Raw genomic sequence first — 14,735 nt, 5'->3', positions numbered from 1 at the left:
CTTTTTACTATACCCTTTCAGGGGGCAAAGATGCCTTTTCTCTGCTCAAAGTGGGGCCAGCTCCAGTTTCCGGTACGTTTCTTCATCGCAGATAACATACAGGCGGGAGTCAGGAGGAATGGCATCGTGCATGCGGCGGATGATGCTCAGGTCGTTGCCGTCCGCGATTAAATTGGCTCCTTGGCGCCGCAACGATTCGAAAGCGTCTTCGTACGTTTTCCAGGAAGGATCCGGTTTGATTTCCCACATATGTTCGCCGTGGGCATGGCTAATCAAGTTCATAAACAGCCGGCTGGAACCGTGGTGCAGCAAAGCCTTTGTCATCAAATGCGGAAACGATTCCGTGGACAGCACGAATTCATCAACCTTGGCGTATTGAAACATCCGGATATGGGCTTCGTGGACAATTTCAGCAATGGTATAGATTTCAATATTCCGGGCTTCTGCGTATTCCTCGATTGCCAGAGCGACCAACAGCGTTTTTCCGTCAGTTGTCACTTCGTCTTCGTTTTCAGAAGCAAATACCGATACGGAATTGGCTTTGCCAATATTCGCTTTTTGCAGGATGTCCATATCGGTCGGATTGCCGCGGATATAATGGAACCGTTCATGTATGAACGGTGATTCCTTTAAATGATCGATCAGCACGACATCGTTTTCAATGTCTTTATTCGCCAGTATTTCTTCCACTGTCTTCTGGACACTTTTGGACCAGCCAATCAGCAGAAAATGATTGTTTCCTTTGTAATCCAATTTCCCCCGCATTTTCATCCTCCTAAAATAAGAATACGCATCTACAATTTTCCCAAGAATGACCCCGATCAATCCGATGCCGAACAAATACAGAAACATGCCATACAGCATCCCCGGAACCGTGCGCGGCGCATAATCGCCGTACCCGATGGTCGTGACGGTCGTCATGACCCACCAGAACCCAATAAAGGGCGTGGGAAATTCCTCCGGTTCAAGGTAATGAATGATAAACGCAGAAAGCACATAAAAGATTGCTGTAAAAATCAATAACTTGGTTGTATTTATTTTGACGGCCCTTTTCATTAGCTCGAACATATCTTACCCTCCTAATCGGCCGTTCGCTTTCAAGCCTGGCGTATTAGTGTTATACCTTTTCTTTCGGAATTACTAACAATATCCGAAGATTTTCGCATAAAAAATTGCCGGCATGCAGAAGGTTCTGCATGCCGGCAATCATTGACCCGTTTCATTTTGCTTTTGAGGGTTCCAATAAAAAAATGGTAAAGCCTAAGTCTTTTTCAAAATTCCAATCCAAAAAAGTTTCGGTTATGGAGCGATTCAAGGCGGCTTCCAATCCTACTTTCTGAAGCATTTGCTGCTCAAGCGGGCGTTTAGCCAATTTCAATTGTTCTTCAAATCCATTCTTGATCAGCGCCTTTTCAATCTCCACCAAAATTTCCGTACGCCGCACGACAATCGTCCGGTCGCTCAGCCAATAGATGGTGGTACTGCCTGGAGCTTTTTGCGCCTTGTTGCTCGCTTCAATGATTTTTCCACGGAAAGCTTCTAGATCTATATCCTCCGGAACTGGCATGGAGCCTTCGGAATCATCACCGTTCAAGACACTGATAATCATGCCGGTTTCTTTTTCAAGATTCCAGTCCGCATACAATTCTTGTACATCGTTGTTCAAATGCTTGCTGAGTTCAAGCATGATATCCGGTTTCAACTCATCCATCATTAAATCCCGGGTTTCCAATATCCGCTGATATTCTTTTTGGTTGATCAGCACCCGCTCCATCGGCGAAATAAACCCGCGAAAATGAACAGTGATAAAAGGTTCCGCAATTGTGACGTAAACCGAAGTTGGCCCTTTGCCAAAATGTGTCCGCAGCAAGTTTGAAAAATAGCTGCCGATTTCCGATTCCAGCGTTTTTTCTTTTGCCATTCTAAAGCCCCCTTGCTTTAAGAAAACGTTCTTCTAAGTTAGCCCCATTATAAAGGAATCGGAGCCGACTAGATACTCATTTCATTAACTCGTTCTAATTCAACAGAAAGCAAAATCCTGGTACTGAATTGTTGGTTCCGCTTAAATGGATATTTGGAGCAACTCTGAATTAGGTAAAAGGACTTAATAAAACTCATATTTATTTCCTTTACACAAAATGAAATCTGATTTTTCAGATAAAAATAGACTTTTCGGCACTACTCTTTTCTTTAGCGCTTCTGTAAGCTAAGAATAAGACACCCATAGAATACCTTGCCTTTTCTTTTAGAAAGGAGTGTGGGAAATGAAATATTTAATTGATCATGCAACAAAAACGATTCATCAACGCGTCTATGCCGGAGACCGGTGCGGATTTATAACGACACCGATCGAAAAACGTGAATTTGAGGACTGCCCTGTTTACATCGAGTCGCTCCAAATTCAAAAAGGGTATAGTATTTGCCCGCATTGCACGTCTGTACAGTTGATGGTGCATCATGAGGAAAGCTTTATCAATTCAGCGCATTAGCTGCCTTTCCGTTCCATCCAATTTCCTTCCTCTTTTAACGGCAAGTTCACCTTAGTGGATAAAAACCACAAAATGAAAGAGCCTGCTTGGATACCTAAGCAGGCTCTTTCATTTTGTTGCTTATTTAGCTTCAGCTTCTTCTTCTTTTTTCTTTTTAACACCAAGCAATGCTCCGACAACGACGATGCCGACCAATACAACCCAGAACGTGATGGTCCATGGCGTCGAGTGCGGGAAGTCATGCGGCAAGATGCCTAGTTTTTCGTGTGACAACGTCATTACAAGAAGTTTGACCCCTACCCATCCGACAATAACGAAAGCGGCTGTTTCCAGCTGTGGATATGTTTCCAGGAGCTTAACGAATTTGTGTGCAGCGAATCGCATAATAATTACACCGATCAATCCACCGGCAAGCATAACGAAGAATTGCCCGGAGTTGATGCCGCCAATATCATTCATTCCGAATACATTCAAATGCGGCAAGGTAACAGCAAGTGCTACCGCTGCAAGCATCGAGTCAATTGCAAAGGCGATATCCGCCAGTTCAATTTTCAACACTGTCATCCAGAAACCTGAACCTTTTTTCGGTTCTGGTTCCACGTCAATAGCATGCCCTGTTTCACTTTTTCGCTGATCGTAAATGTGTTTAATCGAGATGAATAATAGATACGCGGCCCCAAGTGCCTGAATCTGCCAAATGTTCACCAACAACGTAATCATGAACAAAGCGGCAAAACGGAATATGAATGCCCCTGCTAATCCGTAAAATAATGCTTTTTTCTGTTGCTCTTTCGGCAAATGCTTCACCATAACTGCCATCACGACAGCGTTATCGGCAGCCAAAAGCCCTTCCAATCCAACTAAAACCAGTAATACCCAAGCGTACTCCAATAAAATTGCTTCCATCTTTCATCCTCCTTGTGTTTTTTGCCAACAAAAAAGACCCTTGCCTAATAAAAGGCAAAGGTCTCGCTAAGCAAAATTGATTGCTATCACAACCGATGGCTACGAACCATGTAATGACGACTGTGAAATAGGTTTCCCTACAGCTACTCCCCCTTGACATAAAGTCAAAGACTATTGAGTTGTACCTTTACTATAACATCTTTTGTACCTGGTGGAAACGAATATATGTCGAAATCCAAAACTCTCGTGCGTCCGCTTACTGGCGGCTTTCCGTTTGGATGTTCAAAATGCGGACCAGCAGCAGGTTCATGTCTTCCGCTGGTTGCTGGAAATCATTCCGCCCCCATTCAATAATGAGCCCCAGTATGGCGTTTGCCTGGTAAGCGCTGAGCATCGCCGGATCGACTGATGTCTTCAACGTAAGCTCCATATCGCGTTTCAGCAAATCCTGGACTTGATTGAACAGGAGATAATAGTAAGACATTGGCACGGTCCGTGAAAAGACAATGCGGTAAAAGTTTTTGTACGTTTCAATATGGTGGAAAATCCGAATGGTCGAGGGGTTCAGTTCTCTCGGATTTAATATGTCGACATGCCGATAAGGCTCCTGGTACGAATCGGTTAAGTCTTTCATGATTTCCTTGTAATATTCCTCAAACAAGTCTTCAATCTGGCCATAATGCAGATAAAAGGTCCCGCGGTTGATCTTGGCGAGCCGGCAGATTTCTGTAATGGAAATGGACTTCAACGGCTTTTCCTGCAATAAAGTCAGCAGTGCTTCTTCCAATGCCTGTTTGGTTTTTGTTATCCGCAAATCACTTTTCAGCATTCCCATCCCCTTAATAAACAAATTCACAAAATCTGTTGTTTAATGAACAGTATAAATTTATTTGATTATTGAAGCTATTCATTTTCTCTACTATACTTTTTATTAGACAAATGTTCAATAAAAATTCAGGAGGTTTTCATAATGAGATTAGAAGGCAAAGTTGCAATTGTAACCGGTGCGGCTTCAGGAATGGGAAAAGCGATTGCAGAAGCTTATGCAAAAGAAGGCGCAAAAGTCGTCGTTTCCGATTTGAATCTTGAAGGGGCAACAGCAGTAGCCGATGCGCTTAAAGAAACAGGGGCTGAAGCGATTGCTGTGAAAACAAACGTTACTTCGGAAGAAGACATCAACCAGTTGTTCGAAGAAACGAAACAGGCATTCGGCAAACTGGATATCCTGGTAAACAACGCCGGCATCATGGACGGCATGGAGCCAGTAGGCGAGATTTCAAACGATCGCTGGGACCGTATTTTTGCGGTCAACACAACAGCAGTCATGCACACAATGCGCTTGGCAATCCTCTTGTTCCTTGAACAAGGGCACGGCGCCATCGTCAACAATATTTCTGCCGGCGGCCTTTACGGAGGGCGTGCAGGAGCAGCTTACACAGCTTCCAAGCATGCAGTCGTTGGTTTGACGAAAAACACCGCATTCATGTACGGCGATAAAAACATCCGCACGAACGGCATTGCGCCTGGAGCAGTTGCGACCAATATCGGCAGCAGCATGAGCAACATCAGCCAAGTTGGCATGGGCCGCCAGCAGCTGGGCATGGCATTGAACCCGCGCGTCGGCCAACCGGAAGAAATTGCGAACTTGGCGGTATTCCTCGGATCCGATGAAGCAAGCTTTGTAAACGGCCAAGTCGTGACAGTCGACGGCGGCTGGACTTCTTATTGATTGAAATGAGCTCCACTAAAAAAACCTGCTTGAACAGAGATATTTTCTCGTTCAGGCAGGTTTTTGGTTTTTTCTGGCTGTTATGCTACGATAAATAAGCAATTAAACAAGGCAAGATTTGGTGGAGGTAATTCAGATGAAAACTTTAGCTTTTGAAGAACAACTTACGCTTCTTGAGGCTATGGTGGATGGCAGCAATGTAGCCACTATCGTAACCGACCCTTCACAGGATGACAACCCGATCATTTACACAAACCGAACTTTTGAAAAAATGACCGGTTACCAGCAATCCGAAGTATTGGGCCGGAATTGCCGTTTCCTCCAGCGAAAAGAAACAGATCCCACGGAGCGCCAGAAAATCAGAACGGCGATCGAAGCTAGAGAAAGCGTAACGGTCACGCTGCAGAATTACCGCAAGGACGGATCTCTCTTCTGGAACCGCCTGCACATTGAACCCGTTGAAGTCATGGGCGCTCTTTACTTTATCGGTACCCAAACCGATGTCACGCTGGAACACAACCAACGCCAGGAATTGACCGAAAAAGAATTGGAAATTGAACAGATTATGCTGCCAATCCTGTCTCTGCAGGACCATGTGGCGGCTGTCGCTTTAATCGGCAACATGACTCACCACCGCTTTGACCTTTTGATTTCGAAATTGAGCCTGTATGTGCAAAAAGAACGGATTGAACACGTTATGATTGATGTCACCGGACTTTATTGGGAAGAAGGATTTCCGCTGGAAGGGCTGTTGAGCATCCGCGATGTCCTGAAACTGATGGGCACACATTTGTATGTCACCGGCATTTCCCCAAAAGCTGCGCGCGAATTGGGCACACTTCAGGACCAGAGCCGCCCGTTGTTGACTTTTTCATCGATTCAGCAAGCTATGGCATTTTCACAAAACGGAATCCGTTGATTCCCTTCATTAATAAAGAAGCTTCCGAGTATGTGCATTTGCTGAATGCATCCACCTGGAGGCTTTTTTTATTCTATACGTTTTGTTCCAAATACTCGATCGGTAAGCCGCTTGCAATTGTCCTGGTCAAAAAAGTCGATAAACTGTGGTGCCATGCTGTACCATTTGTTGTAATTAACGCCTTCGGTGATCTCTTTCAAAAATCCGTAAACATCTTCTGCTGTCTTCGCTTTATAGCCATACAAGTCTTTGTTCAAATCCAAGTAGATTCCCCGCTTCGTTTCCCAGTCTTCCTGGTCAAACAAATAAAAGATAATCGGTTTGTTCAAATAAAGGAAGTCCCAGGATACACTTGTGATATCGGTCAGCAGCATGTCGTTTTCTTCAATGGCTTTGGAAATGGACAGTTCCTCAAAAGCCACAAAGCGGATCCGTCCGCTTGAAATTTCTTCGAAATGCTTTTCAAAGCGCTGCATGAACGGATGGAGTGCAACCGTCACTTCCATGTCCTGTTCTTCCAGCAGTTTTTGGATGCCGCCATGCTGCAGCAGCCCATACGTATTGAGATAGTAATCGCTTTGTTCGAATTCCTTGGAGCCGGATTCGAGCAGCCATTCACGCCACGTCATCATTACCAGCACCCGTTTGACGCGTTCGGCCGGCTGATCCGCCGGATACCGGTCAAAACGCGGAAAGCCGGTCACAATCAGCTTTTCTTCCGGGATTCCCCATTCATTCCGTTTGATCCGCCGTTCGAATTGCGAGGCGCAATTGAAAAAATCCGTCCGCTCTAATTGCGGCAGGTCTTCTTTCTGGATCAGAATTTTTTTAAATCCTTCAATGCCGTGGCTGACGTGTGTCATGACTGTTTTGTCGTTCAAAGGCAGAAAATGTGGCGCAAAAGGCGCAAGGTCGTAAAGAATCGAATGGCTGTGAAACGAATAGTCCGCCTGGAAAAACAGCACATAGTTTTCCCAGCTTCCGAGCGCAATGGCATTTGGGATGTTCTGTTCTTTTACATAAGCTGTGTTCGGGTCATAAAGCCAGTAAATGCTCATCTCATCCGCGTAATGATCGATTAAATACCGGTGCAGCACCGCGGCGTTGTCTTCGTATTTTTCTCCCAGATTGCCGCCGACCAGCACAATTTTTTTGCCGCTTGTATTCGGAAATAGTTTAGCCGCGAGAAACGCCGCAATAACTTTAAAATTTTCCGATATCCAGCTGCCTTTTCCGTACCCCTTCAGCTCCATAAAGCCCCCTCTTTTCTCTATCGGGATTGTGGCTCTATTCTTCCACACTTCCCGCTTTCTGTCTACGAAAAAAGGAAGATATTACCTTCAAATTTTTCACCAATTCTGACAGATTGGCTGGTAAAATAAAGAAATAACATCGAAAGAAGTTTACTTGCCAAGGAGGAATAAAGATATGAGCCAACCTGCAACTTCGCCGTACGGCAGCTGGAAATCACTTATTGCACCGGACTTGCTAACCCAAGATACTGTCGGTCTACTCAGTGTGGCATGGGACGGACCGGACCTTTATTGGGTTGAACAACTTCCAATGGAAGGCGGACGCAATACGGTCATGAAAAGAACTCCAGACGGGTCGACGATAGAACTGACGCCTGCGCCTTTCAATGTGCGCACCCGCGTCCACGAATACGGCGGCGCTCCGTTTATCGTCCATCAATCCCATTTGTACTTCTCGAATTTTGATGACAATCTGCTGTATGTCCGAAAAGGGGAAAAGCAATTCCACGCACTCACTTCGGAGCCGGATCTGCGCTACGCCGATGCGGCAGTTGATGCTTCACGCGGGCGCTTGTACGGGATACGCGAAGACCACCGCAAATCCACCATTTCCGCAGAAACAACCATTGTCGTCATAGACCTCGACGGCAGCAATGAGCGGATTGTCGCTTCCGGCAATGATTTTTATTCCAATCCACGGATCAGTCCGGATGCAAAACAACTGGCGTATTTGACGTGGAACCACCCAAACATGCCATGGGATGAAACCCAATTGTGGCTTGCTGATTTAAATGACGATGGTTCACTAAGCAATGCCCGTATGGTGGCCGGCGGATCTGCTGATTCCATTTTGCAGCCGGTCTGGTCACCGGACGGGGTGCTTTACTTCCTGTCCGACCGAAGCAACTGGTGGAACCTCATGCGCTGGAACGGCAGCGAAGTGGAAGCCGTGTGCCCTATGGAAGCGGAATTTGGCGGGCCGAGCTGGATCTTCGGCCGGTCGGATTATGATTTCTTGAACGACTCGACGGTGCTTGCTTCCTATTCACAAAACGGCAACCGGCGACTGGCGAAGATCGACCTTGAAACCGGCAATTTGGCTCCGGTCGACAGCCGCTTTACTGTATTTTCTTCCATTCATGGCAATGGCAGCGAAGCCGCCTTTCTCGCTGCATCGCCCATGGATCCGCTGCGCATTATACGAATGGATAGAAATGGCCGTATGGAGGACGTGAAAGTATCTTCAGATCTGGACTTGAATCCAAACTATTTGTCGATTCCGGAAACGATTGAATTTCCGACAGCTCACGGCAAGACGGCTCACGGCATTTATTACCGTCCGAAAAATCCGCATTACACCGCACCACCAGGCGAGAAGCCGCCGCTCATCGTAACGGTCCACGGCGGTCCGACAAGTGCCGCCACTTCCGCTTTGAACTTGGAATTCCAGTATTGGACAAGCCGGGGATTTGCGGTAGTCGACGTCAATTACGGCGGCTCGACCGGCTACGGCCGGGAATACCGGGAGCGCCTGAAAGGCAATTGGGGCATAGTTGATGTGGAAGATTCGGCGAATGCCGTAAAGTACTTGGTGGAGCAAGATGAAGTTGACGGCAACCGCGCCGTTATTGTCGGCGGCAGCGCCGGCGGCTATACGACCCTGGCCTCGCTCGTCTTCACGGACGTCTACCGCGCAGGCGCCAGTTATTTCGGCATCAGTGAACTCGAAGTGTTCGCCACCGAAACGCATAAATTGGAATCCCGCTATGCGGACGGCTTGATCGGGCCGTTCCCGGAAGCGAAACAAGTGTATTACGACCGCTCACCCATCAATTTCACGAATCAGCTGTCCTGCCCGATCATTTTTCTGCAAGGGCTCGAAGATAAAATCGTTCCGCCGAATCAGGCAGAGCTGATGGTTGATGCCTTAAGGAAAAAAGGGTTGCCTGTCGCTTATTTGGCATTTGAAGGCGAAGGCCACGGTTTCCGCATGGCAGAAAACATCAAGCGTTCGATTGAAGCCGAGCTGTATTTCTATAGCCAAATTTTCGGTTTTGAACCGGCCGATGCCATCGAACCGGTACCAATTGAAAACTTAAGGCCATAAAAAAACGGAGCGTCCAAGGAATTTGGGCCGCTCCGTTTTCTTCTATGTATTTTTTGCTGGAATCGTATTTTAAGCGTTGTTGAGCGTATTTCTTCACTTGCTGTGCGTATTTTATCGTTTGCTGTGCGTATTTCTGCCATCGCTGAGCGTATTTTATTTTTCGCATCCGGAAAACCTGTTTCGCCACGTTCGACCATGCTGTATATTGACATAGCCGATTCCTTAGATAAATCAACTAAAAAACCACTTCGCCCGAAGGCAAAGTGGTCTCGATAAATTTGCGGCGTCCTAGCCACGCTCCACAACGTGTTCCAATGAAGGATTGCTGGTCGTCTTACGCAAACGAGCTCATCGCGTCTCTAACAGTAAAGCAAATACGGAAGAGTGTCAATCTATTTCGCTTTTTGAATAAGTCCAGACCGGTTACTCTCGAAGGAAATCATCCACTATATTTAAATACTTCTCCGGTTCTTCAACATTTGGGGCATGGCCCGACTGTTCGAATTCAACAAATTCTGCATTTGGAATAAGCGAAGCCAGCTCTTGCCCTCTGACCGGTGGATTCAATCCATCATGGGAGCCGCTAATCACTAAGGTTTCAGCAACTACAGTCGGCAGTGCTGCCCGAAAATCAAACCCTTCCATGGCTTTGTTTGCCGCTGCCATTTCGGTAATCGACAATTCCGGTTCAAGTTTCAGCATTTCTTCCTGCCATTTTTGAATTGCCGGCAAGTTATGAAAGACATATTTGTACAAGTGTTCCATTTGCTTTTGTTCAGGGATCCCTTCCAGCTCATCTGCATAGCGGACGAGCATTTCCTGTGTGGACGAAGTTTTCCCGTGGGCTTTTGAAACGACCAAGATGAGTTTTCCAACTCGGTCCGGATGCGAAAGCGCTAAGCCCTGGGCAATATAGCTGCCCATCGACACGCCCATCACGTGGGCTTTTTCGATGCCTAAATGGTCAAGCAGTGCTACGGCATCTTCAATATGGTCATTAAGCGTGAACTTGGCCGGCCGATCGGATTGGCCGTGCCCGCGGCAATCGAGGGCAACGGTGCGGTAGCCGTTTTTGAAATGCTCCATCTCTTCCTTGAACATAAAATGGCTTGAGCCTAACCCATGCAGCAAAAGCAGCGGTTCGCCGTCCCCTGTTTCCTCGTAATACAAGCGGACGCCGTTTGAATTAAATTCTGGCATGCTATTTCCTCCTTTTTACAAATTGTAATAATCACTGTACATCTTTTTGTTCTATACCCGCTTTCTGTGAATCAAGCCTCTTTTTTGAGAACCTGGGAAACATGAAGCGAAGCCCGTTCGTCTCAATGTAAAATCTTTCTTCCAGAAACGGAAAGGAGCATTCACATGCGAAACTTTTTGCGCTTCGGCTATCTTCAAGCACTGTCCTGTCTTTTTCCAGTCATCATTTTTGCCGCACTCGCTTTATCAAAGTTTGTTGAAATTCCATTTGTCCCCCGATACGATTTCATCCTGCTTGTGTGCATGGCCGCGCAAGTATTCATGCTGGCCTCGAAACTGGAAACCCTTGATGAATTTAAAGTAATCTGTGTGTTCCACGTCATCGGGCTCGGGCTTGAACTGTACAAAGTGCATATGGGTTCATGGAGTTATCCCGAAGAAGCCTACTCCAAGTTTTTCGGCGTCCCGCTCTATAGCGGCTTTATGTATGCCAGTGTCGCCAGTTATATTTGCCAGGCGTGGCGGCGGATGGACCTCCAAATTTACGATTGGCCCAAACCGTTCTTCACCGTCGCCATTTCCGTTTTAATTTACGCCAATTTCTTCACCCATCATTTCACTTACGATTTCCGCTGGATTTTAAAAGGGCTGCTGTTCGTGATTTTCTTCCGGACTGCTGTGACGTTCCGAATCTATCAAAGCACCTACAAAATGCCGCTGATCCTGTCGTTCCTGCTGATTGGTTTCTTTATCTGGATAGCCGAAAACCTCACAACGTTTCTTGACGCCTGGCAATACCCTAACCAGCAAGCTGCCTGGTCGCTCGTCCATATCGGCAAAATCAGCTCGTGGTTTTTATTGGTCATCATTTCCGTCATCATTGTCGCCCAATTAAAGCGGGTGAAAAGTTCATTGAAGTATCGGGTAAAAGATCAACCCTCCATCAATGAGCCATAAGAAAAGCTTATGTATTTGCTTCTTTAATTTCGAATTCACGAATAGAGATAGGTAAGGTACGATGGAAGAAAAAGGAGTGGGATGATGGAAACTGCTGTAGAGTTCAGAAACGCTGTACGCGAAGACCTCGACCGAATTGTGGAAATGCTCGCAGACGATGTACTTGGAAAAGAACGGGAACGCTTTGAGCAGCCGCTGCCGAATTTTTATATTCAAGCTTTTGAAGCGATCGAAGCTGATCCAAACAATGAACTGATTGTTGCCTGCCTGAACGGTGTGATTGTCGGCGTCCAGCAAATTACGTTTACGCCTTATATCGCAAGGCAGGGCAGTTGGCGAGCGACCATTGAAGGCGTACGGACCGCAGCTTCTGTCCGCGGCAAAGGAATCGGGCGCCAGATGATTTCCTGGGCAATCGAACGGGCAAAAGAGCGCGGCTGCCGGATGGTCCAACTCACTTCGGACAAGCAGCGGGAAGATGCCTTGCGCTTTTATGGCCAGCTCGGCTTCAAAGCCACACACGAAGGAATGAAACTGCAATTGGAATGACAAAAGGAACTCCCATTGGGAAGTTCCTTTTGTCTAATGCTATTTAAACTAATTATTTCTTTAAAATCTCGCGCAGTGCCGGCTCCGGCATTTTGTATTTAAACTCAAACCCGGCCCGTTCCAAGCGTTCCGGCAGCACCCACCGGCTTTTTAAGATCAGTTCCGTTTCCGTGCCGATTGCGACTGCGCCAACTGACAACATCCACTTTGCCGCCGGCAGTCCAACTCTGCGGTGCATCACTTTGCGCACCGATTCCATGAATTCCTTGTTGGTAACCGGATTGGGCGCCGAGGCATTGAAAACACCGCTTAACTCTTCGTGTTGCTGCAAGAAAAGAACAATGCGGTAGACGTCTTCCACATGAATCCAGCTGAACATTTGCTTGCCATTCCCCTGCTTGCCGCCAAGGCCGAAGCGCACCATGTTTTTATACGGCCCCATAGCGCCTTCATCTCCCAGCACAATGGCGAGGCGAAGAGCTGCCTGGCGGGTTTTCGGCAGCTGGAAAGCAAAAAAGGCCTGTTCCCATGCCTGGCCGACTTCCACAGAAAAGCCGCTGCCGATTTCGCCTTTTTCTTCTGTCATCGGCCGGTCTTCTGCATGGCGGTACATCGTTGCTGTGCTGGCATTGATCCATAGCGGCGGCGGGTTTTCGCATGATTCTACAGCTTCGCCGAGAAGGCGCGTCGTTTCGGTCCGTGATTCCAAAATCTCTTTCTTGTTTTCATCAGTATAGCGGCAGTTGACCGACTTGCCGGCAAGGTTGATAAGCATTTCCGCCCCTTCCAATGCCGCTACAATTCCGCTTGAATCACTCCATGAAATCTGGTTTGATTGGCGGGAGATGATCAGCACTTCGTAGCCTTGTTCCTGGAACTGCTTCTCTAAGTATTGGCCGATAAATCCGGTGCCGCCTGCGATTACCACTTTCTTTTTCAAATTGTCTCCCCATTTCTTCTCTGTTATTAGTTAAAAGGACGCAGAAGCCGCAAACAAGATTCCCGAAAACCGGGACTTTGGAAAATAAACTCCGCCTGGAATTGCTAAGTGCCGGGCATAGAAAAAAGGCTGATCCTGCAGCCTTTATCCATACTTTTTCTGGTGTTCTTTTTTGCGCCGCAAATAATCTTCGTCTTCCCGAATTTCGTCCCATTTCTTTTTGAAAATGGCCGCCGACTCCGCTTTGACCGGATCGATTTGGCGTTCTTTAATCGTTCTGTCTTCGTTGTATTTGCGTCCGCCTTTGTAATTGGTGTATCGGCGGGCACGTGTATAGCCCATTTGGATGAACTTCCGCGCCATGTCCATGCCGACAAAATCATCTTGTTTGCGGTACTCCTCAAACATCTCGTAAATTTTGTCGCAGGATTCCTGTGCAATCTCGGGCGTCTTGAAGCGCCAATGCGGCAAAATCTCACCTTTATACGGTTCCACCAACAGTACGCCCTGCTCGCCTTTGCCGACTCGGTACAGCTCGGGATGTTTTCTGAGATCCAGATTTTCATAGTCAAGGTCGTAATCAAAAGCCATGGACATTCACTCCTTTGGCTTTTTATACCCCTTTTTGCAATAGAAAATGCACCTCCCAATTAAAACAAAAAAGCAGAACCTAGCCGGATTTCCGGATGGGTTCTGCTTTTTTCATTGTTCAAATGAAAATTGCCGGTTTAATAGCTTGGACATTTGTAATGCTGGCAGGGGCCTGCTGAAATAGTAGCCTTGGACTTCGCAGCATTTCTTTTCCCGCAGGAAGTCCAATTGTGCCTTCGTTTCGACACCTTCCGCGCCTGCTGTTCTACTGCTTGATTCGTACTCTTTTCAGACAACATTAGCTATACTTCAATTCTTGAAAAGAGGAATATTTTTACTGGAATGTATGAGCTATAATGGAATGAATAGGAAAACTATGATTATTTGTTTAAAAGGAGGAGTAAAAACATGAAAAAGATTTTTTCCGATTCCCCCCAAAAAGATGCACCGGCACTGACAAAGGTAGCATGGATGGACCAACGCATCGCGTCAACTGAAAAGATTGACGGCCCAACCATCTGTACCGTCATCCGTGAAGTTTATGGCTTGGACTTGTCTAAAGCCCCTTTGCTCGACAAGGACTTTGAAAAGCGAGTCACCGCTCTGGTTCCAAATACAAGCGACCTTTCTGCCGCTGCAGTGGATCTATACATAGAAGAGAGCCGCAAACCGCAAACAGGACCAGAAGTCCGCGCTTTATTGAACCATATATTCGGCACCAATCTGGAGGGCATTTCGCAATTGCATGAGCGGCGCATTTCGCTTTATTCCAAAGACCAGTGGATCGTCCAAAACGAAAAAGATTTGTTCATTGTGCATACCGGAAAAAACGACATCGATGTAAAAGTGATTCCGACTCCTTATTTTATCGAAAAAACCGGAACGCAGCAGCTGCCGGAAGACCTGCAGCAAGCTTTGCGCAATTTGGGCTTCACTTATGACGAAGAAATTGGCGCGTATTACTACGCCAATCCAAGCGGCCAATCGGTGCCAGATCCATTTAAGCGCCAAACAATGGGCGCCATCCATCAAACCATTCAAGCATCTTATACCGATTTATAGAAAAATCCCCTTTTCAATTCGAAAAGGGGATTT

Annotated in this window: 15 protein-coding genes; 7 read left to right on the top strand and 8 right to left on the bottom strand. The window is 46.8% G+C overall.

Translation table 11 applies throughout. The annotated features are described in order from the left end of the window. Positions 1 to 45: 45 nt before the first annotated feature. The gene (locus tag QWY22_RS03415) at positions 46 to 1,068 is read right to left on the bottom strand and encodes a potassium channel family protein (protein ID WP_300983064.1); all 1,023 of its coding nucleotides are present in this window, start codon (positions 1,066 to 1,068) and stop codon (positions 46 to 48) included. Positions 1,069 to 1,219: 151 nt separating this feature from the next. After that, positions 1,220 to 1,921, bottom strand: a complete 702-nt coding sequence (locus QWY22_RS03410; RefSeq protein WP_300983063.1) for a Na-translocating system protein MpsC family protein — start codon at positions 1,919 to 1,921, stop codon at positions 1,220 to 1,222. Positions 1,922 to 2,264: 343 nt separating this feature from the next. Here QWY22_RS03410 and QWY22_RS03405 point away from each other — a divergent pair, with 343 nt between their 5' ends. Continuing rightward, on the top strand, positions 2,265 to 2,489 hold the full coding sequence (locus QWY22_RS03405; protein WP_300983062.1) for a hypothetical protein: 225 nt from the start codon (positions 2,265 to 2,267) through the stop codon (positions 2,487 to 2,489). Between the two features lie 120 nt (positions 2,490 to 2,609). Here the strand turns inward: QWY22_RS03405 and QWY22_RS03400 are convergent, their stop codons facing one another. Both QWY22_RS03400 and QWY22_RS03395 read right to left on the bottom strand, forming a co-directional pair. Next, complete coding sequence (locus QWY22_RS03400; RefSeq protein ID WP_300983061.1) at positions 2,610 to 3,395, bottom strand: TerC family protein; 786 nt, start codon at positions 3,393 to 3,395, stop codon at positions 2,610 to 2,612. A gap of 256 nt (positions 3,396 to 3,651) precedes the next feature. Then, positions 3,652 to 4,224: a TetR/AcrR family transcriptional regulator gene (locus QWY22_RS03395; RefSeq protein ID WP_300983060.1), complete on the bottom strand. Its 573-nt coding sequence runs from the start codon at positions 4,222 to 4,224 to the stop codon at positions 3,652 to 3,654. Between the two features lie 141 nt (positions 4,225 to 4,365). Here QWY22_RS03395 and QWY22_RS03390 point away from each other — a divergent pair, with 141 nt between their 5' ends. Together QWY22_RS03390 and ytvA are read left to right on the top strand one after the other, a co-directional pair. Next, on the top strand, positions 4,366 to 5,124 hold the full coding sequence (locus QWY22_RS03390; RefSeq protein WP_300983059.1) for an SDR family oxidoreductase: 759 nt from the start codon (positions 4,366 to 4,368) through the stop codon (positions 5,122 to 5,124). A gap of 136 nt (positions 5,125 to 5,260) precedes the next feature. Continuing rightward, a complete protein-coding gene (gene ytvA, locus QWY22_RS03385) occupies positions 5,261 to 6,043 on the top strand; it encodes a YtvA family blue-light photoreceptor (RefSeq protein WP_300983058.1) in 783 nt (260 codons plus the stop codon). 68 nt (positions 6,044 to 6,111) lie between these two features. Here ytvA and QWY22_RS03380 read toward each other — a convergent pair whose 3' ends face one another. Next, positions 6,112 to 7,296 (bottom strand): CDP-glycerol glycerophosphotransferase family protein, encoded by a 1,185-nt coding sequence (locus tag QWY22_RS03380; RefSeq protein WP_300983057.1) that lies wholly within the window; start codon positions 7,294 to 7,296, stop codon positions 6,112 to 6,114. A 175-nt stretch (positions 7,297 to 7,471) separates the two neighbouring features. Here QWY22_RS03380 and QWY22_RS03375 point away from each other — a divergent pair, with 175 nt between their 5' ends. Then, positions 7,472 to 9,403: an alpha/beta hydrolase family protein gene (locus QWY22_RS03375; protein ID WP_300983056.1), complete on the top strand. Its 1,932-nt coding sequence runs from the start codon at positions 7,472 to 7,474 to the stop codon at positions 9,401 to 9,403. 423 nt (positions 9,404 to 9,826) lie between these two features. Here the strand turns inward: QWY22_RS03375 and QWY22_RS03370 are convergent, their stop codons facing one another. Then, positions 9,827 to 10,603 (bottom strand): alpha/beta fold hydrolase, encoded by a 777-nt coding sequence (locus tag QWY22_RS03370; protein ID WP_300983055.1) that lies wholly within the window; start codon positions 10,601 to 10,603, stop codon positions 9,827 to 9,829. Positions 10,604 to 10,768: 165 nt separating this feature from the next. On the opposite strand from QWY22_RS03370, the gene QWY22_RS03365 reads away from it, so the two are divergent. Together QWY22_RS03365 and QWY22_RS03360 are read left to right on the top strand one after the other, a co-directional pair. Further along, the gene (locus QWY22_RS03365; protein WP_300983054.1) at positions 10,769 to 11,560 is read left to right on the top strand and encodes a DUF817 domain-containing protein; all 792 of its coding nucleotides are present in this window, start codon (positions 10,769 to 10,771) and stop codon (positions 11,558 to 11,560) included. Positions 11,561 to 11,644: 84 nt separating this feature from the next. Beyond that, on the top strand, positions 11,645 to 12,109 hold the full coding sequence (locus tag QWY22_RS03360) for a GNAT family N-acetyltransferase (protein ID WP_300983053.1): 465 nt from the start codon (positions 11,645 to 11,647) through the stop codon (positions 12,107 to 12,109). Between the two features lie 52 nt (positions 12,110 to 12,161). Here QWY22_RS03360 and QWY22_RS03355 read toward each other — a convergent pair whose 3' ends face one another. Then, positions 12,162 to 13,049: a TIGR01777 family oxidoreductase gene (locus QWY22_RS03355; protein ID WP_300983052.1), complete on the bottom strand. Its 888-nt coding sequence runs from the start codon at positions 13,047 to 13,049 to the stop codon at positions 12,162 to 12,164. A 144-nt stretch (positions 13,050 to 13,193) separates the two neighbouring features. Beyond that, positions 13,194 to 13,640, bottom strand: a complete 447-nt coding sequence (locus QWY22_RS03350; protein ID WP_036802264.1) for a DUF4385 domain-containing protein — start codon at positions 13,638 to 13,640, stop codon at positions 13,194 to 13,196. Between the two features lie 408 nt (positions 13,641 to 14,048). Between QWY22_RS03350 and QWY22_RS03345 the strand changes: the two genes are divergently transcribed. After that, positions 14,049 to 14,702, top strand: coding sequence for a hypothetical protein (locus tag QWY22_RS03345; protein ID WP_300983051.1), 654 nt, complete (start codon positions 14,049 to 14,051; stop codon positions 14,700 to 14,702). Positions 14,703 to 14,735 lie beyond the last annotated feature (33 nt).

It is taken from the genome of Planococcus liqunii (genome assembly GCF_030413595.1).
GTDB classification, from domain to species: domain Bacteria; phylum Bacillota; class Bacilli; order Bacillales_A; family Planococcaceae; genus Planococcus; species Planococcus liqunii.
This window is presented reverse-complemented; position numbering and strand designations above follow the sequence as displayed.